General features: G+C 30.8%; 21 protein-coding genes. 11 read left to right on the top strand and 10 right to left on the bottom strand.

Annotation, left to right across the window (positions count from 1 at the left end):
* Positions 1–251: 251 nt before the first annotated feature.
* Positions 252–1,253: a hypothetical protein gene (locus tag V9L05_RS12885; RefSeq protein WP_338812292.1), complete on the bottom strand. Its 1,002-nt coding sequence runs from the start codon at positions 1,251–1,253 to the stop codon at positions 252–254.
* Positions 1,254–1,534: 281 nt separating this feature from the next.
* Here V9L05_RS12885 and V9L05_RS12880 point away from each other — a divergent pair, with 281 nt between their 5' ends.
* Together V9L05_RS12880 and V9L05_RS12875 are read left to right on the top strand one after the other, a co-directional pair.
* Positions 1,535–1,951, top strand: coding sequence for a Rid family hydrolase (locus V9L05_RS12880; RefSeq protein ID WP_338792847.1), 417 nt, complete (start codon positions 1,535–1,537; stop codon positions 1,949–1,951).
* A gap of 84 nt (positions 1,952–2,035) precedes the next feature.
* Entirely contained in the window at positions 2,036–2,452 is a 417-nt protein-coding gene (locus V9L05_RS12875) for an STAS/SEC14 domain-containing protein (RefSeq protein WP_338792848.1), read from the top strand.
* An 80-nt stretch (positions 2,453–2,532) separates the two neighbouring features.
* Here the strand turns inward: V9L05_RS12875 and V9L05_RS12870 are convergent, their stop codons facing one another.
* A complete protein-coding gene (locus tag V9L05_RS12870) occupies positions 2,533–4,320 on the bottom strand; it encodes an ABC transporter ATP-binding protein (protein ID WP_338812291.1) in 1,788 nt (595 codons plus the stop codon).
* 242 nt (positions 4,321–4,562) lie between these two features.
* Here V9L05_RS12870 and V9L05_RS12865 point away from each other — a divergent pair, with 242 nt between their 5' ends.
* Positions 4,563–5,285 carry a DUF2071 domain-containing protein gene (locus tag V9L05_RS12865; protein WP_338812290.1) on the top strand — a complete coding sequence of 241 codons (723 nt, stop codon included), beginning with the start codon at positions 4,563–4,565 and terminating at the stop codon, positions 5,283–5,285.
* A gap of 330 nt (positions 5,286–5,615) precedes the next feature.
* A complete protein-coding gene (locus tag V9L05_RS12860) occupies positions 5,616–6,233 on the top strand; it encodes a hypothetical protein (protein WP_338812289.1) in 618 nt (205 codons plus the stop codon).
* Positions 6,234–6,360: 127 nt separating this feature from the next.
* Here the strand turns inward: V9L05_RS12860 and V9L05_RS12855 are convergent, their stop codons facing one another.
* Complete coding sequence (locus V9L05_RS12855) at positions 6,361–7,635, bottom strand: pitrilysin family protein (RefSeq protein ID WP_338792853.1); 1,275 nt, start codon at positions 7,633–7,635, stop codon at positions 6,361–6,363.
* Between the two features lie 92 nt (positions 7,636–7,727).
* On the opposite strand from V9L05_RS12855, the gene V9L05_RS12850 reads away from it, so the two are divergent.
* Together V9L05_RS12850 and V9L05_RS12845 are read left to right on the top strand one after the other, a co-directional pair.
* Positions 7,728–8,423 carry a hypothetical protein gene (locus tag V9L05_RS12850; RefSeq protein WP_338812287.1) on the top strand — a complete coding sequence of 232 codons (696 nt, stop codon included), beginning with the start codon at positions 7,728–7,730 and terminating at the stop codon, positions 8,421–8,423.
* Between the two features lie 325 nt (positions 8,424–8,748).
* On the top strand, positions 8,749–9,759 hold the full coding sequence (locus V9L05_RS12845; protein ID WP_338789949.1) for an IS110 family transposase: 1,011 nt from the start codon (positions 8,749–8,751) through the stop codon (positions 9,757–9,759).
* Between the two features lie 88 nt (positions 9,760–9,847).
* On the opposite strand, the gene V9L05_RS12840 is transcribed toward V9L05_RS12845, so the two are convergent.
* The gene (locus V9L05_RS12840) at positions 9,848–10,489 is read right to left on the bottom strand and encodes a hypothetical protein (RefSeq protein ID WP_338812286.1); all 642 of its coding nucleotides are present in this window, start codon (positions 10,487–10,489) and stop codon (positions 9,848–9,850) included.
* Positions 10,490–10,513: 24 nt separating this feature from the next.
* On the bottom strand, positions 10,514–11,056 hold the full coding sequence (locus V9L05_RS12835; RefSeq protein ID WP_338812285.1) for a sigma-70 family RNA polymerase sigma factor: 543 nt from the start codon (positions 11,054–11,056) through the stop codon (positions 10,514–10,516).
* Positions 11,057–11,230: 174 nt separating this feature from the next.
* Here V9L05_RS12835 and V9L05_RS12830 point away from each other — a divergent pair, with 174 nt between their 5' ends.
* On the top strand, positions 11,231–13,180 hold the full coding sequence (locus V9L05_RS12830) for a DUF3857 domain-containing protein (RefSeq protein ID WP_338812284.1): 1,950 nt from the start codon (positions 11,231–11,233) through the stop codon (positions 13,178–13,180).
* A 72-nt stretch (positions 13,181–13,252) separates the two neighbouring features.
* Here the strand turns inward: V9L05_RS12830 and V9L05_RS12825 are convergent, their stop codons facing one another.
* Positions 13,253–13,597 (bottom strand): hypothetical protein, encoded by a 345-nt coding sequence (locus V9L05_RS12825; RefSeq protein ID WP_338792856.1) that lies wholly within the window; start codon positions 13,595–13,597, stop codon positions 13,253–13,255.
* 445 nt (positions 13,598–14,042) lie between these two features.
* Here V9L05_RS12825 and V9L05_RS12820 point away from each other — a divergent pair, with 445 nt between their 5' ends.
* Positions 14,043–14,903: a hypothetical protein gene (locus V9L05_RS12820; RefSeq protein WP_338812282.1), complete on the top strand. Its 861-nt coding sequence runs from the start codon at positions 14,043–14,045 to the stop codon at positions 14,901–14,903.
* Between the two features lie 201 nt (positions 14,904–15,104).
* Here the strand turns inward: V9L05_RS12820 and V9L05_RS12815 are convergent, their stop codons facing one another.
* Complete coding sequence (locus V9L05_RS12815; protein ID WP_338812280.1) at positions 15,105–17,321, bottom strand: peptidase domain-containing ABC transporter; 2,217 nt, start codon at positions 17,319–17,321, stop codon at positions 15,105–15,107.
* 359 nt (positions 17,322–17,680) lie between these two features.
* On the opposite strand from V9L05_RS12815, the gene V9L05_RS12810 reads away from it, so the two are divergent.
* Together V9L05_RS12810 and V9L05_RS12805 are read left to right on the top strand one after the other, a co-directional pair.
* On the top strand, positions 17,681–17,947 hold the full coding sequence (locus V9L05_RS12810) for a hypothetical protein (RefSeq protein ID WP_338812278.1): 267 nt from the start codon (positions 17,681–17,683) through the stop codon (positions 17,945–17,947).
* 142 nt (positions 17,948–18,089) lie between these two features.
* The gene (locus V9L05_RS12805; RefSeq protein ID WP_338812277.1) at positions 18,090–19,958 is read left to right on the top strand and encodes a TlpA disulfide reductase family protein; all 1,869 of its coding nucleotides are present in this window, start codon (positions 18,090–18,092) and stop codon (positions 19,956–19,958) included.
* Between the two features lie 127 nt (positions 19,959–20,085).
* Here the strand turns inward: V9L05_RS12805 and V9L05_RS12800 are convergent, their stop codons facing one another.
* Positions 20,086–20,886 (bottom strand): IS5 family transposase, encoded by an 801-nt coding sequence (locus V9L05_RS12800; protein ID WP_338811837.1) that lies wholly within the window; start codon positions 20,884–20,886, stop codon positions 20,086–20,088.
* A gap of 108 nt (positions 20,887–20,994) precedes the next feature.
* Between V9L05_RS12800 and V9L05_RS12795 the strand changes: the two genes are divergently transcribed.
* Positions 20,995–22,065, top strand: coding sequence for a metal-dependent hydrolase (locus V9L05_RS12795; RefSeq protein ID WP_338812276.1), 1,071 nt, complete (start codon positions 20,995–20,997; stop codon positions 22,063–22,065).
* Positions 22,066–22,151: 86 nt separating this feature from the next.
* On the opposite strand, the gene fahA is transcribed toward V9L05_RS12795, so the two are convergent.
* A complete protein-coding gene (gene fahA / locus V9L05_RS12790) occupies positions 22,152–23,423 on the bottom strand; it encodes a fumarylacetoacetase (RefSeq protein WP_338812275.1) in 1,272 nt (423 codons plus the stop codon).
* A gap of 322 nt (positions 23,424–23,745) precedes the next feature.
* Positions 23,746–24,306, bottom strand: coding sequence for a hypothetical protein (locus tag V9L05_RS12785; RefSeq protein ID WP_338792863.1), 561 nt, complete (start codon positions 24,304–24,306; stop codon positions 23,746–23,748).
* Between the last annotated feature and the right edge of the window lie 62 nt (positions 24,307–24,368).

Below are 24,368 nucleotides of genomic sequence, written 5' to 3'. Positions count from 1 at the left end.
TGAATTAAAGATGGGGGCAGAGTTCTATAAAATTCTATTAGAATTTTATTTTTAGTTAATTTGTCTTTTAGACTACAAATAACTTACAAGCGTTGCATATTGCTTTTTGTTTTTAAGGAAAATTAGGGAATCAATTCAATACTTAATAGATTTACTCACATCTGTCAAAGAAAAATTCCTCTAAAATTGAGTTTAAAGACTTAATTTTAGAGGAAAAACACTAACAAAGTAGATAAAATTATTCTTTTAAATTATTCTTTCTGTTTCGGACGATATTTTGATTGCTCAAAAATCTCTTTATGATTTGTCATTTTCATAAGCTCTGGTAAGGTAACCTCAGGATTTTGTTTCATATAAGCTCTCACTATTTGCCAACCCAACCATTGAGCAATTCGCCCAGGACATTCTTGCCCAATTTCGAAAGTATGAGGACGAGCTTCTAAATATTTTCGTTTTTCTATTTGTGAAGTATTGTAAAATAATTCTTGCTTTACAAAATGCCCCCAAACATCGGTTTGATACGTTTCACAATCCTCAATTTCTTGATTTGAATAACCAATTACTAATGAATCGGCAGCTTTTGGAACTACTTTTTCAATGAAATAATAGGTTTTTCCCCACCAAATCATCTCATTGACTAAACTATTATCTGAAGGATTACTGAGATTATATCTACCTGAAAGTTCTCTTGCAATATGCGTCTGAATAGCTTCTGGGTGATAACGCTGCCAAAGGTAATTTGGAACAGCTTCAATTGGAGGACGATAATACGACTGCTCGCCCAAAAAATAATCTAAGCCAACCAAAAACATACTATCACTTGGCACAACATCCATTTCATATCCTGCAACAATTGTATACACTTTAGGAACATAAAAATCAGGATAATAGAATTTTGTATAACTAAAAACATCATTTAGTTGCTCTCTTAGCTCATCAAAGTCATAAAGTTCATCTACTTGATTTTGTACAGTATCAATATAAGGATCATTTGCTCGCTTTACTAACTCTTCCAAAATACGTATGTCATTGACACGAAAACCTTTCAATAATAAATCTGGGTTTTCTTTTAGATAAGTCAAAATTGAATCTTTACTTTGCCCATCAAATATCTTTCTATCTACTCTTTCTATTTCTACATTGACTTTCAAATCCGAAATATCAGGCAGTGTTTCTTTTTGAACAGAACAGGCAGAGAAGAGCAAAGAAGTAACTAGAAAAAGTAAAGAAATGGTAAGTTTTATTTTTTTCATAATTTGATTTGTCGCTTATAATTAATTTTATTTTTTTTAGCTTTGAAAACAAGATGACTATTCTATATCTTTTATCTTTTTATGGAACGAAGGTTTGAATAAAGAATTATTCTATTTTCTGAAAAGCAAATCAAAATTAATGATTTTTGTGGAAATCATTTTGTTAAACACAGAGTTCACAGAGGAACACACAGGATAAGAATACAATTTTACCTTAATTTTATTCTTTTATTTTTGTATTTATTTCTAACTTCTGAAATCTAACTTCTAAATTTATATTCATGTCTAATCAAAAATTCGAAACGAATAACGCCCCAAAACCTGTCGGTTTGTATCCTCATGCACGCAAAGTAGGAAATTTATTATTTCTATCTGGAGTAGGAGCAAGAGATGCCAAAACTAATGAAATACATGGAAATGTCTATGATGAAAATGGAAAGCTAGTTTCTTATGATATAGAAGCACAATGTCATACCGTTTTTCAAAATGTAAAAGCTATTTTGGAAGCAAGTGGAAGCAGTTGGGATAAACTTGTCGATGTAACTGTCTTTCTTACTAATATGGAAGATGATTTTAAAAAGTATAATAAAGTTTATGCAGAATATTTTAAAGACAATCAACCTTGTAGAACAACTTTAGGAATTACAGCTCTTCCAACTCCTATTGCTATTGAGCTAAAATGTGTAGCTACAATTTAATAAAATTGTGTAATTTTGCATCTTGTTTTAAAAAACAGAACTTATCAACTAGAAACTTAATAGAACAAAAAATATAGATTACCAATGACTGAATTCAAGATTTTAGCCGAAACACCACAGTATTTAATAAAATTAAATCCAGAAGTACCTTGTGTCATGATAAAATGGCGTGGCGAGATGCACAGTGAAGGCTACAGAAAAGCATTAAACGATACCATAGATTGGATGAGCGAACATCAAGTATCTAAAATTATAAATGACGACCGTAAAATAACAAAAGGCATATCTTCTGAAGACCTAAACTGGGCAATGCAAGATTGGTTAAAACGTGCTTTAGAAGCTGGTTACCGAGCTATGGCAATTATACAAGAGCGTGATTTTTTCAAACGTTATCCTGCTGCACAAATTTCGGCTATGGCTCGTATGCACTATCAAGATCTTATTAAGGTTGAATATTTTAGCACTGTAAAATCTGCTGAAGATTGGATTAAAGTAGCATAGTTTGAATTGTGAGTGATGAATTATGAAATAAAAATTAGCCTAAAAATAATGTAATTCATCACTCACCATTCATAATTTCATTAAGAAACTTCTTCATGCAATTGCTTTTCATAAAGCTGTGTATAAAGTCCACCAAGTTTTAAAAGTTCTTCATGTGTTCCTTGTTCAGTAACTTTACCTTCATCTAAGAAAATAATATAATCGGCAAGTTTGGCAGAAGAAACACGATGTGAAATAATAATTGATGTTCTATCTTTCATTATTCGCTTCATATTTCCAAGAATGGCGTTCTCTGTCTTTGTATCTACTGCTGAAAGGCTATCATCCAAAATCAATATTTTTGGATTACGAATAATTGCTCTAGCAATACTGACACGTTGTTTTTGTCCTCCTGAAAGGGTAATTCCTCGTTCTCCTAACATTGTTTCGAATCCTTCAGGGAAGCGTTCGATATTTTCTAGAAGGTCTGCATCTGCTGCTGCCTCTTTAATCTGATTTTCTTCAAAATCATTTTCATTGAATCCAAAAGCAATATTATTACGAATAGAGTCAGAAAACAAAAATACTTCCTGTGGAACATAACCAACATTCGAACGCAAATAGGTTATTTCATAATCTTGAATAGCTGTTTTATCTATCAATATTTCGCCTTCTGTTACGTCGTACATTCTACAAATAAGGTTGGCAATCGTACTTTTACCTGAACCTGTCGTACCCAAAATAGCAAGCGTTTGTCCTTCACGAATCTCAAAACTGACATTGTCTAAGGCTTTTATCCCAGAATCTGGATAAACAAAAGTTACATTGTCAAACTTGACTTCGCCTTTTATAGTAGTTGTTTTGTTTTCTACAGACAGGATTTCACTTTTCGTATTCAAAAACTCATTAATTCGCTCCTGTGATGCTGCTGCACGCTGTGTAAGACTAGTAACCCATCCTAAAGAAGCAACTGGCCAAGTGAGAAGGTTTACATAAATTACAAATTCAGCAATATTTCCTGTGGTAATTGTTCCTCTCATCACCTCAATTCCACCCACATAAACTGTCAGAATTGTACTTAGTCCAATCAATCCAACAATCAACGGCATAAAAAGTGAGTCTACACGAACCAAACTAAGCGATTTATTAAAATAATCTTTTGTTTCTCCTTCAAATTCTTTTGAAAAATCGTCTTCTCTAATGTATGCCTTCATAACACGAATTCCTGAAAAAGCTTCTTGCACAAATGTTGTCATCTTAGAAAGACTTTGCTGAATCAAGATAGAACGCTTATTTATCAAATTATTGACATAATAAATACTAATAGAAAGAATAGGCAAAGGCAAAAGAGCAAAAAGTGTAAGACGTACATTAATAGTGAGCATATAAGAAATTACCAAAACTGCCGTTCCAATCATATTAATTGTATACATAATGGCAGGTCCTAGATACATTCTGACTTGTGAAACGTCTTCTGAAATACGATTCATTAGGTCTCCTGTATTATTTTTTCTGTAAAAAGCCAACGGTAATTTTTGATAATGAACATAAATATCATTTTTCAAATCATATTCAATCAGCCTTGACATGACAATAATCGTTTGGCGTTGCAAAAACAAAAATACTCCACGAATGAGAGCCATTAGTAAAATAATTCCACCATACAACAAAACTACATTTCTGAAAGTAATCATTACTTGATCTTGTGAAGCAGTTCCTTCAAACAGATCATTCATTCTGATTGTATTGGTTATCAAATCAAAAGCATGACGAACAATTTGAGCAGGAATAATAGCAAAAACACAAGACAACAACACGAAAAAAATGCCACCCAAAAGATGCCATTTGTAACGATAGAAATATTTATTTAAGGCAAAAAGTTCTTTCATTTTTATAGATATTATTTAATTCAAGTGTCGACACTTGAATTAGAACAGAGAAAACGCTTGTAGCTACAATGATTTGGTCTTAACGATAAAGATACACTAAAAGTTAGATTTGATTTGGACTTTTTTATCTCTAAAAAGGCTCGTTTTGATTTTTTAAGAACTGAAACTAAACTGTCAGATTTATAAACTATATTTGATTGTACACTTATCTTTATTCCAACCTATTATTTTAATCACAAAAAATGAGTTTTCTAATAGCAGAATGGCAAAAATTAGCATTTGTAAATTACGAAATAGAACCTTCTTTACTTATTCCTTATCTTCCATTTGGAACAGAACTAGATTTGTGGAAAGGAAAATGTTATGTTAGTCTAATCGGTTTTATGTTTAAGGATGTAAAACTAATAGGGTTTTCTATTCCCTTTCATACTGATTTTGAAGAAGTAAATTTGCGTTTTTATGTAAAAAGATTAGACCCAATAACAAAAGAATGGAAAAGAGGAGTTGTTTTTATAAAAGAAATTGTTCCCAAACCTGCCATTACTTTTGTAGCAAATACAATTTATGGAGAAAATTATGAAACAATGAAAATGAGTCATAAATGGATAGAAAATCAAGATAACAGAGAAATAGAATATACTTGGCAAAAGAACAAAACTGAAAAACTTAATTCTATTTATCTCAAAACAACTAAAAATCTAAGTGAAATAGAAGAAGGAAGCAAAACAGAATTTATAACAGAACATTATTGGGGTTATGCAAAACAAGGCGACCAAAAAACAAATGAATACGAAGTAACTCACCCAAAATGGCAAAAGTATGATGTTTTAGACTATGAAATAAAAGCTGATTTTGGTGGAATTTATGGAGAAGAATTTTCTTTTTTGGATAATCAAAAACCTGCTTCAGTTATGCTTGCTGAAGGTTCGAAAATTACGGTAGAACCAAAAAGTAAGATTAAATAATGAAATGAACAAAGCCATAAATGTCTATTCCAAACCTTCAAGATTTTTAAAAGCCTTGAAGGTTTTTTCTTTTAAAATAGTATGCAATTAAACCTTTCTAATCTGTTTGTATCTAACCTTACGAAAAGCGACCAATAAAAATTTTGATTTGAAATAAAGAAAAATAAAATTTCTAAAAAAATCATAAATAAAAATTCAGATTAAACCTTCGCTTTTCACTTGTATCTAACCTTACGAATACCAATAAAAAAACAATTTTAAATGTATTCAAAATTAGTTTAAAATCTATTCACTAAATTATATTTCAAAAACAATCAATTTCCATCAATTATGAAAATCATTCAAAAAATCGCAATTTTATCTTTAGCCTTATTCTTTGCTTTTTCAGTTAGTGCATTTGCACAAAAAGAGGGTGAAGGCAGACATGGAAGACACCATAATCACGAACAAAGACTAGAAAAAATGAAAGAAGAACTCGGACTTTCAGATGCTCAAGTAGAACAAATAAAAGCTCTTCACGAGAAGAAAAAAGAAGAAGCTAAAGCTAGGTCAAAAACAAACCGAGCAGAGTTTAAAGCAGAGATGGACAAAATTTTGACTCCAGAACAACGCAAAAAAGCAGATGCTTTACGAGCAGAACGCAAAGACCCAAACAAAAGAGCAGAAAAACATATCGAAAAATTAAAGTCAGACCTTTCTTTGACTGATGCACAAGCTACTAAAGTAAAAGCTGCCTTAGTTACAAAAATGACTAAAATGCAAACTCTCAAAGAAGCAGCAGGAGACGAAAAAGTAGATAAAGAAGAGCGTAAAGCTGTAAAAACTGCCTTTGAAACGGAACTAAAATCTATTCTTTCTAGCGAACAGTTTACTAAATATGAGCAAATAAAAGCAGAGAAAAAAGGCAAACATGGTAAAGGAGGCAAACACAGAAAAGGTAAAAAATAATACTCTAAAAGAGAAAAATAGATATTGTTTATCCAAAAATAGCTTCTAGCCTTCCAAATAATTTATAAAATAAAAGCCGTTATTTTTATAAAAATGACGGCTTTTTCTTTCTTCTAATAAGAACTAATTAGTCTTCTTCCTCTTCCTGTGTTCCATCAGGCATATAAATCAGACGATGCAAATTTTCTTCTCTAAAAATTTCTTGAGCAATTTCTTGTAAGTCAAAAACAGTCAAGGCATCTATTTTATCAAAAAATTCTTGTAGGGAAACCATTCTTCCAAAATCTAAAAATGATTTTCCCATTCCTATCATAAGTCCAGAATTACTTTCACTAGACATTGCCAACTGTCCTTTAAACTGCTGTTTGGCTGTGTGAAAAAGTCCACTTCCAAGCGTTTTTTCTTTGAGTAAATTGAGTTGCTTCAAAACTAAATTTAGACTTTTATCCAAACTCTTCTTTTCTGTGGCAAACGAAATGGCAAACATTCCAGAATCGCTATATGCTGAAAAACCTGAATCGACAGAATAAACCAAACCATACTTTTCTCTTAGTGACAGATTAAGACGAGAATTGAGCGCAGGACCTCCCAAATAATTATTGAGAAGCGCAAAAGGAATACGTTTATTGTCGTGCAAATTATAAGCTGCGCCACCAATCATACAATGTGCCTGTGAAATAGATTTTGGCTTAATAATATGTTGTGCTTTTATGAAAGGTGCAGAATTTCGGTATAAAGTCGAAGTAAAAACAGGAATATCAGCAATATATTTCTCTACCATTTTTTTTACTTTCTCAAAAGGCAAACGACTAACAGAGGAAAAAACAAGGCGACTTGTATCCAAATTTTGAGCTACAAAGTCTTCAAAATCGATCCTTTTAAAACGCTTTACACTTTCACTTGTTCCTAAAATTTGTTTTCCTAAAGCATGGTTTCCAAAAACGACTTCATCAAACTCATCATCTAACAAATCAATTGGATTATCTTTATACATCGCCATTTCTTCCAAAATAACACCTCTTTCTTTCTCAATTTCTTTATCTGGAAAAACAGAACGAAAGGCAATATCTGATAAAATATCAATTGCTTTTTCAGAATGTTCATCCAAAACAGAAGCATAAAAAACAATCTTTTCTTTCGTTGTAAAGGCATTGAGTTCGCCACCAACAGCATCCAAACGATTTATGATATGAAAAGCCTTTCGTTTTTGAGTTCCTTTGAAAGCCATGTGTTCCCAAAAGTGTGCTATTCCTTCCTGATGTGCTTTTTCATCTCTACTTCCCACCTCCAAACTAAACCCACAATGTGCTATTTTGGTATGATTTACTCTACAATGAACCAAACGAATACCATTAGGAAACGTATAAACTTGGTAATTATCTGAATTAGTATCTATACTCATAGTATGCTATAAAATCTCTTTTTTTACTTTTAATTTACAAAGTAACAAATAAGTATCGGTTTTGTCTAACTGAAAATCTTAACTTCATTCTCATGAACACAAATCATCCCTTAATTTATCTCTTTTCTGGACTTGGCGCAGATAGCTCTGTGTTTACTAATCTTTCATTTTTAAAAAACAAAAAACATAAATTTATAGAATGGGAAACTCCACAAACAGATAACTTAGAGGATTATGCTTTACAGCTTTCTTCACAAATAGATACAACAAAAAAAGTAATTCTGATAGGTGTTTCGTTTGGTGGAATGTTAGTTTCCGAACTTTCCAAACATATTCAAACCGAGAAAGTCATTTTAATTTCAAGTGCTTCCACTCCTAAAGAAATTCCATTTTTGTATAGATTGTTTGGAATATTAAAACTCTACTTTTTTATTCCTAGTTTTTTACTCAACAGACCTAATAAATTACTTAGTTTTGCTTTTGGAACAACTAACAAAAGATACAGAAAAGAAGAAAGACAGCTTTATCAAATCATCAGAAATTCAAATCCAAAATTCGCCAAATCTTTTATAAAAATGATTTTGAAGTGGCAACAAAAAGAGAAGAGTAATAGAGTTATTACGAATTCTATTTTCAGAATTCATGGTACAAACGATTTGGTGATTCCTTTTTCTACTAAAAGATTGAATAAAAATGATTTTCTGATTGAGAATGGAGGGCATTTTATGATTTTGACACAAAAAAATGAAATAAATATCCTTATCAAAGAGATTATAGAGAAGACATAAAAAAAGTCATACTGATTTTGTGGTTGTTGGTGTCACTGTCGCTAAAACACCAACCTTTAGGTTTGCACTAGATAAATAGAATGAAATACTTATCTTGTATTTAAGTATTCATCAAGTAGGTAGAGAACCTGTAACACCAACAAGAACATAGATTCTATCCGTTGAATTAGCCTCTACCTACATTTATTCAATCGCATACTTATATAGAATTCGGAGAACTTTTATTACTCTAAATAATAAAAATTACCTCATTAGATAAGGTTTTAAGTTTGATTGACTAATTGATGAACTACTCTATTAAATAATCACTTAAAATTAACTTTTTATGCAAACTTATCAAACTTTTTTAGGAATCGATGTAAGTCGCAATCATTTAGATTGTACTTTATTGAAAGATGGTGTTATAGTAAGCCAAAAGCAAATTAAAAATAACTTAGCTTCAATAGAGAGTTACTTAGCAAAATTAGAAACTCAAATAGATATTTCTTTTTTATTAGTTTGTTTAGAGCCTACAGGCGTATATATAAATTTTTTATTGACTGCACTACTAGACAAAAAAATGAATGTTTGGGTAGAGAATGCCCTTCAAATAAAACAATCTATGGGCTTTACTAGAGAAAAAAATGACAAAGAAGATGCCTATAGAATAGCTTTGTATGCTTTTCGTTTTCAAGACCGTTGCAAACTGTATACCCCTGTAAGTCAGTCTATTAAGACCTTAAAAACATTGCAATTAGTTCGTAAAAATTTAATCAAATGCAAAAAACAACTGGAAACATTTTGGAAAGAATCTCAAAAATTTGAAACAGAACAACAAAATGAATACTTAACAGAACATCTACAAAAGCCAGTAGAGCAGATAAAAGAACAAATTATAGCAGTAGAAAAAAGCATGAAAAATGTAATTAGAAATGATGAGAAATTAAAAGAACTCTATCGACTCACTACTTCTGTTGTTGGAGTAGGAGATGTAACAGCTATAAAATTACTTGTTGTTACACAAGGTTTTACAAAGTTTAAATCTGCTAAACAACTAGCTTGTTATGCTGGTGTTGTTCCCTTTGAAAAATCATCAGGTAACCACAAAGGAAAGCCAAGGGTATCAAAAATAGCTGATAAATCACTTAAAACATTGTTACATATGTGTGCTTTAGCTGCTATAAAAGTAAAAGGGGGAGAATTAAGTGAATTTTATGAACGTAAAATAAAAGAAGGCAAAAATAAAATGAGTGTTTTGAATGCTTTACGAAATAAAATACTTCAACGTGTAGTAGCTTGTGTACAAAATAACAAAATCTATGAAAGACAAGGAGTAGGATTTCAAAATGCAGCATAAATTTATCCTAAATTTCTAAAGATTAGGCTTGACTTTGTCATAGAATTCAAAGGCATTTTTCTTTTTTTATAAGAAAGCCCAGATAGAATTATTCTTTCGCTTTTAACTGTTCTAAAATAGTATCAGCTTTTTGTAATGCTAACCATTCTTTATCAGAAAAGAAAAATCTAAACCATTTTTTACTGCTGTTTTTTGGTGTAAAGTTTAGAAAACACCAAATTCCGATAAAAGAAAACAATAGAGTAGTTAGGATTTGAATAACCCAAGCTGTCATATTCATTATACTAATCATTTCTGAGTTGATATAAAAAGTAGTAAAAATAGGAAGCTGTAAGAGTGATAATCGGATTGCTGTGAGTGTGGTCAGTCTAAAATTGGCTATTTTTTTCTGTATTTCTATAATAGAATCTGTTTCATTTATCTGTTTTATCAAAATCAAATGATAAATAGAAATTCCGATTGCAATTTTAGTAATAATAGAATGCACTAAAAGCGAGAAAAAGAGAAAATAACCTTCTGCCTGAAAAGCCAAAGTAAGAATTGAATCTATTCCTAAAATCCAAACTATGCCAATAAGTATTGATATAATTCTTCCTGTACTGATAGAACTGAGGAGTTTGTTTGCCTTATTTAATTTTATCTCTTGCAAAACTTTTTTATTAATAGCTAAATTCTGATTAAGTTTAGCATCATAGTTTTGCCACATTTTTTTTAATTCGATTTCGTTCATGATAGTATAAATTTTGATTTTTGATTAATAATTTAATTTTTGAAATTTCTCGCTTAATATTTTTTTGATTCTATGAATTTTGGTAGAAATATTACTCAATGATAAACCCATTATTTGAGCAATTTCGTTTTGACTTTTATCTTCTAGATATAAAAGAATGATAGCTTTATCCACTTCTTTTAGTTCATAGATAAAACTATTGAGAAGCTGCAATTTTTCATCTACTATATTTTCTTGTTCAAAATAAAGAAGTTCGTTTGTTCCTAATTTACTCTCGTGCTTGCTTCTTTTAGTTGTTTTTCTATAAAAAGAAATAGCTACATTTAAAGAAATTCTGTAAATCCAAGTAGATAATTGATAGGTTTTATCGTATTTCTCAAAAGATTTCCATAGTTGATAACTAATTTCTTGTACTAGATCTTGTTGATCTTCTGATTCCTTACAATACGAATTAGCTATTTTGTAAATAATTCCTTTGTTAGATTCAAGAACTTGCAAAAAGTCTTTACTTACTTCTGTATTTATTTCTTTTGAAGGAGGTTCTTTAGTATTTTTTTTTGTAAACATAAGTTTGATTAGTGGTTTGCTTACTCTATTATTCGTCGAAACTTGTGTTTTCTCACAGAATTATTCAAAAAAAATATTTTAATTGATGCTATTTTCTACTTTTAAAATTATGGCTAGTCATTTGAATAGAATAATTACAAAAACTATCCTACATTAATTGATAAATGACTTTTTATGAAAAAATATAATCTTGATAAAAAGATACTGACCAGTATTTTATTTCTACTTTTTATTTCTTTTTCTACTGATTTATTTTCCCAAAATTCTCTTTTGGAAGAATATCGAAAAATATATCCTAAAGAAAAAGCTGTTTTTGTTTATAGAAAAAAAGAAGTAAATATTGATTTTGATACAAAAAAAGATAGTTTTAAAATCATCTCACAGATAGAATCACGTATGTTGCATTTGCGTCTTCACTCGCAAGCCTACGCACAAGAGGCAATTACCTACTCAGATTATAACAAAATAAGAAATGTTGATGCTTATTCTTTAGTCCAAACTGCTGACGGAATAAAGAAAAAACAAGTCGTCAATTTTCAAACTCGTGATGCCGTTTCAGATGATGTTTTTTATAATGATGTAAAGGAAAAAGTTTTTTTGTTTTCCAATATAACAGCAGGTACACAAACACATCTTGGTTATACAGAAGAGCTTTTAGAACCTCGTTTTTTGGGTAGCTTTTTCTTTACTTCTTACATTCACTCCCAAAAAACAGAATTATCAGTTTCGGTAGCTAATACTATAGAAATTGGGTTTCAGCTTTTCGGAATGGATACAAGTAAAATTAATTTTACAGAAAAAATAGAAGGAGATAGAAAAATATATACGTGGACTTTAGAAAATGCTCCCAAATATACAGACGAAAAATCGTCACCTAATCTTCGTTATTATGAACCTCATGTGGTTTTGTTTATCAAAAATAGAGAAGACGAAAATGATAAAAAAGTGTCTTTATCATCTTCTATACAAGACCTATACGATTGGTATTATCCTTTTATAAAGGAAATTGATACTATGAAAGAATTTCCTGAGTTAGAGTATTTTGTTGATGAACTAACTGCAAATGACACTACAGCACTAGCAAAATCGCAACGTATTTTTGATTGGATTTCTACACAGGTTCAATATATTGCATTTGAAGATGGAGAACGTGGATTCAGACCTGCACAACCTGAAAAAGTATGTAAACGAAAATATGGCGATTGTAAGGATATGGCAAGTGCACTTTTGGCAATGCTTAGAATAGAAGGTATTGAAGCACATTTTGCGTGGCTAGGTTCAAGAGACTTGCCTTATAGATACTCTCAACTACCTATTCCATTAGTAGACAATCATATGATTGTAGTTGCAAAAATAAATGGAAAAAATTATTTTTTGGATGCAACAGGAAATCAAGAAATATTTGGAATGCCATCTTATTTTACACAAAATAAAGAGGCTTTAGTAGCTATCAATTCTAAAAAATTTGAAATTTTGAATGTTGATTCTGCTCCTTATTCCCAAAATAGTATTTATGATAGTGCAAAAGTAAAAATTGATGGCGCAAAAATAAGTGCAACAGGAAATATGGTTTTGAAAGGTTTTCCTAAAACAACAATTCTTCCTTATCTACAATTTCAAGATAAAGAGCAAGAAATAGAAGCATTTAAACGCCTACTCAATCCTCATGAACCTACTCTACAACTCAAAAAAACGGAAGTTTTATCTACTAAAAGAGAAAAACCCTTGCAGATAAATTATGAATATGAAATTCCTAATCATACACAATCTTTATACAGCGAGTTTTATATCAATCTTCATTTGAATCCAATTTGGAGGAATACAGAAATTGATAGTTTGAGAAAAACTCCTGTAAGTGCCAATTATAAATTCGAAAAAACGCAAGTCTATGTATTAGAACTTCCAAGAGGAGCAGCTATCAAATATTTACCTCAAAATCAAAAATATGATTCTGAGTATTTTGGCTTTTCAGTAGAATATACTCGCAGCTCTGAACAGATAATTTTAAAGCACTCGGTATATAGTAATTATTTAATTTTACCTATTTCGGAATATAAGAAATGGAATGAAATGATAAAACAATTGCATCAAGCATATAGGCAAAATATTGTCTTGCAGCGTTAAAAAAAAGACTACTTTAGATTAAAATAATCAAAGTAGTCTTTTTTTAGAACTGTTGTTTATATTTATTTTTCATTACTTAATATCTTCTTTTTTACCTTCCAATACTTCACGTACTGTGTAGGTAGCAATCATAAATTCTTCTCCTTTATGTTGTCTTATTCTTCCTATGATTTCTTTTTGTAAAGAAGCATTATTTTTGAGTTCGTCATAAAGTTTATCTTCATTAGAAATAAGCGAACCTGAAAGAGCAATTTTCACTTCTGGATGTATAGCTTCACAGACATAATGAAAACTACTATAACCAGATTTGTAATTTACATCACAAGGTTTCATTGGTTTTCTTGTAATTGGACAAATATTTCCTCTAAGAAATTCGTCTAATCGTTCTGCAAATAATTTTGAATTGTAATATCCCATAGCGTTGGTGACCGTTTTTTGACAGTTTGGTTTTCTTTAGTGTTTTTATTTCACAGAAGTAAATTTAAAAACAATTTCTGTTAAATATATTTTAATTTGAATTATAGAAACTCCTCAAACAGACACTAAGTACAAACTGTGAAAAGAATTTTAATTGTTTTGCTCTGATTATTTTACCTATTAAAGATACTATTATTATATCAAAAAAACAAACCTTAAATTAACAAAAAATCTTTATTGTTAAATTAAAAATCATATTAGTGAATCAATTATAATAAAAAAGTTAAACAAAATTATTATTTGTATATAGTTTGATTTCAAATCTATCTCTAAATAAACGTTAAACTGGGCTTATTCTTTCTATATTTTAATAATCCTGCAACCTTTCTGAAAAAAAACTGTCTTTCTAAAAAAATAAAAATAGTACCCTAAACTTATTATCCTCATGAAATCACTTCTCACTCCTGTTGTATTCTCACTTCTTTTTATGTTTCCTGTTTTAAGTTTTGCTCAAGATTCGGAAGAAGATAAAAAAGAGGAAAAAAAATCAGTTAGAACAGATTCAAAAACAAACAGTAAAACAAATCATCGAAGAGTTATTATCATCGAACAAGACGAGCTAAATGAACTAAAAGAAGATATAAGAATCGATTTAAAAGCATTAAAAATTGAACTAAAAAATGCCTTCAAACAACTTGAAGATGTTGATTGGGAGGAAGTGAATGAAGAAATTGAAATTGCTATGGAAGAAGCAAGGCAAGGACTAGAGGAAGCTAATGAAGAATTAGCTAACATCAGAATAGAAATTGATGAAGATTTTGCAAATGAGCTGCATGAAGAATTGGATGAGCTTCACGAAGAATTAGACGATATACATACAAATAATGGTTCGCCACGTATTCGCATTCTGACACAAAACAGTCGTCCTTACAAAGAAAGAAGAACTATAGAACGTGATTTTTCTGAATTGAATGTAGAAGAAAATCCAACTCTTTCTGATAAGATGAAAAAAGAAACCACTACTTTATTTGATAAAGATGTTCAAAATTCTGTCAAAATAACTCCACAAAAAAAAGAAGGAATATTTACTCTAAATTTCTCATTGTCAAATAATAAAGCTGATAAAAAAACAACTTATATTGAGGTTTATGATTCTGCTGGAAATGTAATCTACTTTGAATCTTTAGTTGATTTTTCTGGAGATTATCAAGGCAAAATTGATTTAGCTGTTAATGGTACAGATACTTATACACTTGTTGTTCGTCAAGGAACAAATTATTTAAGTAGAAAAATTGAGTTGAAATAACGAAGTTGTTTAAGAATAGATTTTGAGTGTATATTTGTTGGTGTTGCTACGCTAAAACACCAACAAAGGCTATGTTCTTTTTCCTTAGCACTAGGTTTGCAAACCTAGTGCTAAGGAAAAAGAGTATTCTTAAACAACTTCAACATAAATTTTACGTTTTAAAAAAGCACTTGATTAACCAAAATCAAGTGCTTTTTTGTTTTATCCTGCTAACTCCAACTGATTTTTAACAAGATTAAAATACATTCCTCTTTTCTCTACTAGTTCTTCGTGTGTTCCTTGCTCCCTAATTTTTCCTTTTTCTAAGAATATAATTTGGTCTGCATTTTTTACAGTGCTTAGTCTATGCGCTATAATAATTTGTGTTTTAGACTTCCCAAAACGTTGTAAATTTTCTGAAATTACCTTTTCATTTTTAGCATCTAATGCAGAAGTAGCTTCATCAAAAAATAAATAATCGGGGTCTTTATAAACAGCCCGAGCAATTAGTAAACGTTGTTTTTGTCCTTGACTTACTCCTTCGCCTGACTGACCTATTTTGGTATGAAAACCTAAAGGCAAAGTTTGGATATGTTCATAAATATTAGCTGTCTGTGTGGCTTCTATAAGGTGTTTTTGTGTGGGACGTTCATCGCCTAAAGCAATGTTTTTGGCTATACTTTCCGAAAAAATAAAGCCTTCTTGCATAACAGAACCAATAGTAGCACGCCAAACTGAGCTACTGAGTGCAGTCAGGGGCAATGAACCAACCGTAATTTGTCCACTTTGAGGAATATAATATTTTAATAACAGTTTCAAAAGTGTCGTTTTTCCACTTCCACTTTCTCCTACAATAGCTGTCGTTTTTCCTGTTGGAATATGAAGTGTCAAATCGTCTATGGCTGGTTGGCTGTGTGGTGTTCCGTATCGGAATGTTACATTTTTAAGATAAATATCTCTTGAGTTTTCACCTTCTGGCAGCTCTTTAATAAGAAAATCTTCTGAATCTTCATCTTTTTGTTCGTGAATTTCTGCCAAACGTTCCAAACTCAATTTTGCATCTTGTCCTTGTTGTACAAAATTAACTGATTGAAGCAAAGGAACTTCCATTTGTCCCAAAACTTGCTGTACTGCCATCATCATTCCTAGTGTCATACTTCCTTGAATTACTTCATAAGCAGCCCAAAAAGTAATAATGATATTTTTGAGTTCATTGATAAAACCTCCTCCATACTGTTGAAACTGACTGAGACGTAAACTTTGCATTGATAACTTAGCTCTCTTTACCTGCAAACGTTCCCATTCCCATCGTTTTTCTTTCTCAAAATTATTAAACTTAATTTCTGCCATTCCTTGTACAAGTTCTACCTCGTTACTTTGAGTGGAAGAAGAAAGTGCAAAGCGTTTGTTATCCAAAACTTTTCTTTTCTTCAAAAAAAGCAAAATCCAAGTGATATATAAAGCACTTCCTGCTAAAAAAAGTGCAAATATAACAGGACTATAAATTACTACTAGTATACCAACAGAGAATAAACTCGCTAAAGAGAAGATAAAATCTAGTAACGTACCACTCAAAAACTGTTCAATTCGCTGATTATCTTGCATACGTTGCAAAATATCTCCTAGATTTTTAGATTCAAAAAATGGTAAAGGTAATCGTATCATTTTAGCTAAAAAATCGGACACAATTTGTATGTTCAGGCGCACAGACAATTGCAACAAAATCCAACTTCTGATAAGATTAATAAAGTTTTTGGATAGAAAAAATAAAAGTTGAGTTATCAAAACAACATACACAAAGGAAAGATTTTTCTGCTGAATTCCTGTATCTACTAAGGCTTGAGTAAGTAAAGGCAAGAAAAGCGAAAGTAGAGTAGCTCCTAAAAGTCCTAAAAATAATTGAAAAATAATCGCTTTATAAGGCTTTAAATAATTTAATAAATACCCAAAAGAAGCCTTACTTTCTTCTACATCATCTTGATTATCAAAGTCTGGTGTAGTTTCTATCAAGAGTACAATTCCAGTTTCTTCTCCTTGTAATTGCCCTTCCTTTGCTGCTCCATTGGCCTGAATCCACGCTTTCTTAAATTCTTGGTGTGTATATTCTAAAAGCTGTGAAGCTGGATCTGCTACAAAAACTTTTTTATTTGTGATTTTATAGACCACAACAAAATGATTTTGATTCCAGTGTGCTATAAAAGGAACAGGTTTTTCTTCTATGAGGGTTTCAATATCTATCTGAACAGCAAGTGTGCGAAGTCCAATATTTTCGGCTGCAGTAGCAATTCCTAAAAGAGAAACGCCTTGTTTGCCTATATAACAGTTTTCTCTCAAAAAAGGTAGTGAGAAATTTTTTCCGTAATATTTTGTAATCATCTTCAAACACGTAGGACCACAATCCATTTGGTCACGTTGCTTGATATGAGGAAATTTAGCCATTTGGTACTTTCTATATTAATATGGTTTATTTTATAACAAAAGTAATGTAAAAATTTGGAATAGAGAAAAATAACTATCATTGCTTATAAAAAATAAGATTATGAATTATAAATCATGTTGATTTTTATCGGAACTGGTTACTAAGCATAGAGCTTCATAATTTAATAATACAATTATTTTCAACCATAAATACCTTATAATCAATTAATTAAAAATTATTTTAGAAATTAGGGTTATTTCGATTTGGAAATACACCTTTTTTTTTTTTGATATTTGTACTATCAAACTTACTTAGTAAGTCTTCTGAAAGGCAGGTTCGATAATAAATTATCTTTAAATCATTTAAATTTTTATGTTCTATGAAAAATCTTAAAAAAAGATTTGGTAAGTTTGCTGTTTCTCATACAAAAGCAAAGAATATTACAGGTGGTTTTATAGCTATAGATCCTTGGGACGGTCTAGGAGGAGGTTCTGGAGAGCCAACTTGCAGATGGGCTTGTTCTTATTCAGATTCTTCTCACCCAATACAAAGATCTCAAATATGTCCTGATGAACCCTCAGCAAATGAGTTCAAACGTAGTATGGAAAATCTTGGCTATTCAGTATCTTGCTTTCCTTTATGTTAGAGACATACCATTTGAAAAAGAAATTACATATTAAGAATAACACTTCTAACTCTATCTCAAAATAATTGACAGAGACACTTTAAAATGGTTTGTAAAATTTATTTTTATAAGCCATTATTTTATTACACTATATATTAAAAACATGAAATTAATAAATCTCATTTTATTTTTAAGCCTCAGTATTTTATCATTCCGTACAATTGAAGATAAAGAAAATGATACTGTTCTTCCTCAAATAATTCATGAAAACGAAGAGGTAACAGTTTATGCAATAAAGGATAGCATACGTATAGGTTCAGATTCTTTGTTTTTTCATATAGATGTATTTAGGCAAGATATGACTTATACTAAAGGATATGTTCCTATTATAGATGGAAAAGCAAAATTTACTGTTCCTAAAAATACAGCTTTCTTTATAGGTTATTTTTATAGTATGGATGATAGAGACCCTGTTGCCTATATCAGAAGAGTACATAATAAAGAAGGAAAAATAGCTAAAAATGCGTATCAGAATGCATACGAATCTCGTATGAATAAGGAAGCCTTACAAAAAGAACTTACTAATTATCCAACTAATTTGATGGCATACGCCAGTTATATTTCTTATCTAGCAGAAGGCTACTCTCTTGGACGAGTAAGTGATACACTATTTAAAACAGAAGTTAAGGAATCATTAAAAAAGGTAGAGAAAAAGCTAAATAGTAACGAAGCAAGCGATTTGGCTGCCTTATCTATTTTATACGGCTATAATCAACAGTTTGATAAATCTAAAGAAATTCTTTACAAACTACTTAGCAGTCATCCCAATTCTAATTTCCTAAATAAAGCTTTCTCAAGTTATAATTATAGTTATGGTTTGCACAATGACGATAGCAATGATGTTCTTTTTATGGAGTCATTCAGACAGACAGTAGGAAAATATCATCCTCGCTCTCCTCTTGGAAGAGGAGACATGCACGGAGAATACTCTAACAACAAGTGGATAATAAAGGGTTATTATAAAGATGAAGATATTATAGCAAATAATAATTATAACTTTAAATATATGGATTCTACATTAGAGTATTCCATAATTGCAAATATAGAGGCATATCTTAATCAAAAAGATTATGCGAGTTCAAAAAAATGGGCAACTTTTCTTTTACAAGAGGCAAAAAAAGGTAAATGGTTGCACGATGCGCCATTGTATAAGAAAGAAAGAAAATATCTTTTTGGTAAAAATATTAATTATTCTATTGCAAATGGTTATTATTGGCTAGGACATGTAGAAATAGAAGAAGGAGATTTTGAATCAGCTCTTTCTTATATTGACAGCTCTTTGTATTTTGCAAATAAAAACACTGATAAATATTCTGTTAATTTTCGTAGATTTCAGCTAGAGAGAAAAGCTTTCCTCCAAAGAAAAACAAACCAAACCGACTCAGCTCTGAAAACCTACGAAACTCTCTACCAAGAAACAAAAGACGATAAAGTTTTAGATTCTATACAAGTTATTTTTCAAGAAATGGAGCAGGAAGAAGACTTTGAAAGCTATACGAGAAATCTAAAAAGAAGAGTAGAAAATGAAGCTATGAAAGATAGATCTGATGAAATCAAAAAAATAGCTGCTAATTTTTCTACAAAAGATATGAATGATAATGAAATAAGGTTATCCGAAATGAAAGGACGAGTAGTAGTTATTAATTTTTGGGCAAACTATTGTCTTCCTTGTATAAAAGAAATTCCACTCTTTAACGAATTTTGGAGAGAAACACAAACGAAAGGTATTGTTTTCTTAGCTGCTACTACAAATACACCAATTGAGGTAACTCGTTTTGCACAACAACAGAAGGAAATGTTTGGTTTTTCAGTCTTACCAAATGCAAAAGAATTATCTAAAAGTTATGATATAGGTTCACTCCCAACAACTATAATCATCAATAAAAAAGGCGAAATTGTACATCGTGAAACTGGTTTTGGTGGGAATATAGACAAACTCAAACAGGTAGTTTTGGAAGAGTTAGCTAAATAGAATAATTGTAAGTTGAATTAAACTTTAAACGTAGAAAATTAAAGTATTCATCTTAGTGAAAAACTTTTATATGTTTGTTTCGTTTTTTTCTTAATTTGAGAAATTATTTTAGAGCCTGTTCGAGTTTTTATTTTTTCTTTCTTCTAGCCCCTTTATTTATGAGGTTTAAAATCATAGCTAAATACACAAATGCTTTAGCAGAATCTACAGTTTTCTCATAATCTACTTTTAGTCTTCTGTTTTGATTAAGCCAAGCAAAAGTTCTTTCTACTACCCACCTTTTGGGTTGAGGTACAAATGCTTTATCCTCTTTTTTTTCTCTTCTTGGACTATTGACAATCTCAATTTGTACTCCTGTTTGACTAAATATTTCAGCAGCCAAACTAGCACTTCTATAGCCTGCATCAGCAAGAATTTTAAAGAATTTTCTTCCTCTAAATTGAGCTAAATAAGCTAGATAAGCAAGTTGATTCACGTCAGCTTCATTGGCTGGACTAATCTCTAATTCTAGTAAATTTCCTTGCGTATCTACCAGTATATGCCGTTTACGTCCTTTTTTGAGCTTGTAACCATCTACACCTATAGCTTCCCCTCCATATACACTTTGTACACTTTGAGAGTCTATAGAACCCAAAGAGGGTTTAGCATTTCTACCTTGAGCCAACCGTTCTCTTGTGACCAACTTGTCCAAAAGTTTTTTGTACCAACCCATCTTCTGCCATTTGCTAAAGTAGTCATACAAACTACTCCAAGGAATACCATAACTACTGGGAAGTAAACGCCAACTACTGCCAGAACGAGTGATGTAAAATAGTCCTGAAAAGATATTATACAAACTGTGTTTGCGTTTTCTTTCCAAGTACGAAAAAGGTATAAATTTTTTCATATATTGCCAAAGAGCATCAGATAAATATTCATTAGTAAACATAGTCATTGATATTTTAATTAGTAACTGAAAATCAATAACTTAACTAATAAAAAAATCTGATGTTCTTTTTTATGTATCTAAACTCGAACAGGCTCTAAAGAAAACTTTATGGATTCACTCACACAAATTGTATTAGGAGCAGCCGTTGGCGAGCTTATCGCAGGGCGAAAAATTGGAAATCAAGCTATGCTTTGGGGCGCAGTTGCAGGAACAATTCCAGACTTAGATGTTTTGGCAAATCCTTTTTTGGATATTGTACAAGAATTGCGTTGGCATCGTAGTTTGATGCACTCTATTTTGTTTGCCGTTTTGCTTTCTCCTCTTTTAGGTTGGCTTTTTAATTGGTTGGGAACAAAATACAAACTCAAATTTCTATCAGAAATGAGTTTTTGGAGATGGACAAATCTCTTTTTTTGGGGAATGATTACGCATTCTTGGCTAGATATGTTTACTACTTGGGGAACAAAAATTTTTTATCCTTTTTCAGATTATGGATATGCTACCAAAACCGTTTTTGTCATTGATTTTTTCTATACGATTCCTTTTTTGATTTTGCTTCTTTGGGCAAGGTTTTTACCTGCTTTTAAAGGAAATTCGTATAGTGGTTCTTATAATGAGAAACGTGCTTTTTTAGTTTGGTTTGGCGTAGGAATGTCGTCTTTTTATTTATTGATGGGAGTCATTAATCAGCAGCGAGTAAATTCTGTTTTTGAAGAAAATCTAAAAGCACAAAATATTGATTATCTGCGTTACGATACCAAAACTACACCGTTGAATATTTTACTTTGGAATAATATTGTAGAAACAGAAGATGGTTATTATAGTGGTTATTATTCTGTTTTAGATGAAAACAAATCAGCAAATTACAATTATTTTGATAAAAATTGGCAGCTTTTAGACCCAATAAAAGACAATGAAAAAGTAAAACAGCTTTTAGAAGTTCCACAAGGATATTACACAGTAAAAACAAGAACAGAAAATGGAAAGAAAATTTATCAAATAAATGACCTTCGTTTTGGACAATTAGACGGCTGGCAGAATGGAGATGGCGATTTTGTCTTTACGTATCTGATTACAGAAGATGAAAACGGTAATTTATCTTTTGAGCAAAAAAGAAATAATTATGCAGAAGGTTTTGAGCTTGTAGGGCAACTTTTTGGAAGAGCTTTAGGAAATTAGATTATAACTCAGAATTCATAAAAAATGCTTACAAAATCCTTTTGATTCTGTAAGCATTTTTTATAGAAAATATATCTGAATGTATCTTATTTAGCAGGAAGAATTTTTCCACTAACTTCTCCAAAACCAATTCTTACAGAATCATTCTGACAAAAACCACGCATTACAATCGTATCATTGTCTTGAATAAATTTGCGCTCTTCTCCACCTTTCAACGTAAGTGTTTTTTTGCCTCCTTGTGTAATTTCTATAAGTGAACCATACGAATTTTCATCTTTTCCACTAATTGTTCCCGAAGCACACATATCACCAACATTGATATTACAACCATTTACGGTATGGTGTGTAAGTTGCTGAGCCATATTCCAGTACAAATATTTGAAACTTGAATGGCTAATTGTAGTGGCTTCTCCATTTTCAGGAATAAAATCTACTTCTAAACTAATATTAAAATTATGTTTTCCTGTGTATTTCAAATAATCCAACACTTCTGGGTCTTGCTCTGGACTTTCTACTCTAAACGGCTCTAAAGCATCAAGCGTAACTATCCAAGGCGAAATAGAAGAGGCAAAACTTTTCCCCAAAAAAGGCCCTAATGGCACATATTCCCATTTTTGAATATCTCTAGCCGACCAATCATTAAAGACAACCATTCCAAAAATGTGGTCTTCTGCTGTATCAATCGTAACAGATTCACCCAGTTTTGTAGACTTACCAACAATGAAAGCCATTTCTAATTCGAAATCTAATGTTCTACAAGGCGAAAAAATAGGTGGCTCATCCTCATTTGGTTTTATTTGTCCTTTTGGTCTATGAATTTCTGTCCCCGAAATAACAATAGAAGAAGCACGACCGTGATAACCAACAGGAATGTGTTTCCAATTTGGCATAAGTGCCTCTGCATTAGGTCTGAAAAGTTTTCCTAAGTTAGTAGCGTGTTCGATGCTAGAATAAAAATCAGTATAATCGCCTACTTGTACAGGCATGTGCATCGTTACATTTGCTACAGGAAAGAGAACTTTATCTTTTTGTTTCTCTAAATCAGAACCAACCTGTAATAATTCTGAGATTTTTTCTCGTGTAGCTCTCCAATTTTCTTGACCTAATTCTATAAAAGGATTAAGAACGTTCTCATAAAAAACGCTATGGTCAAAATCCAAATCATTTAATAAATTTGAGTCAGAAAGTTCTGCTAAATCTAATACAAAATCTCCGATACGAACGCCTACACGAGCATCTTGGTTGTCAGTAGAAAAAATACCAAACGGTAAGTTCTGAATTGGAAAGTCTGAATCTTTCGCAACTTCTACAAAAGATTTTAAGGCTGGATTGTTAGCTTTGAATGTGTGTGCTGACATGAAATGTGTCGTTTTTATGGTAAAATATAAGTTTAAAAAATTGCTATACTGCAAATATACACAATCGTATAGAATTGATTTTGTTATGAAAAATAAATACATTCTTTAACACTAAGGCACAGAGAGAAATACACAGTTTCACAAGGTCTGAAAAATTAGAATATCAAAATACATTTTCTAAATCTAACTCGAATCCTTCCAAAATTATCTTATCAACCAACTCTAAAAGATATTTTTGTTTCTCTTCTTTTAAAGCAGAAATTGTAGTCGCTAATTTTTTTTCTAGTGTTTACATAGTTTTTTACTTGTTTAAAAAGAGTACCTATAAGTAAGGTTTATTTGACCATCTTATTTTTGCTTCTATTATGTCTTCTGTAATATACTTTTTACGGGCGTTATGTATATGAATAGTTACAGGGATTTTGGTAGATAAAAAATTAACGCATTCTAGAAAATTAGCCCCCTCTTTCAAATTTATCTTAGCTCGTTCTATGCTAAATTGAATATTATGTCCTCTCTTTCTCCAAACTACAACAGTTTCATGAGGGTTTCTTGTATGAAATGTTATGTCATAGTAAATATTTATCTTGGATATTTGATTGTATTTCAAACTCAAATCCTCTCCAAATGAATGCTTTATAATGAGTTCTGTATCATACAGTTCTATTGATAAGACTTTTTTAATAGAAAGTAGTTTATATAAAAAAAATATTAATCCAATAGTTAATAGAAGATTAATAACCCCATAATCTCCCTTTATCCAATCTTTGTAAACAAGAAAAGTAAAAAAAAAGATTAATAGCAATGTTAGAATGATAAAAAGCCAATAGATAAACTTAGGCTCAATTATTAATAACAATGGTTTATTATCGTATTTTCTCATACAAGTTTATTTTTTAGCCGTCAACGAGCTTAAAAGCGTCGTTGAGGATAAAAGCCGAAATT

It is taken from the genome of Bernardetia sp. Wsw4-3y2, assembly GCF_037126295.1.
Classification (GTDB): Bacteria; Bacteroidota; Bacteroidia; order Cytophagales; family Bernardetiaceae; genus Bernardetia.
The sequence above is the reverse complement of the archived record's forward strand: the minus strand, read 5'-3'. Positions and strand labels throughout refer to the sequence as shown.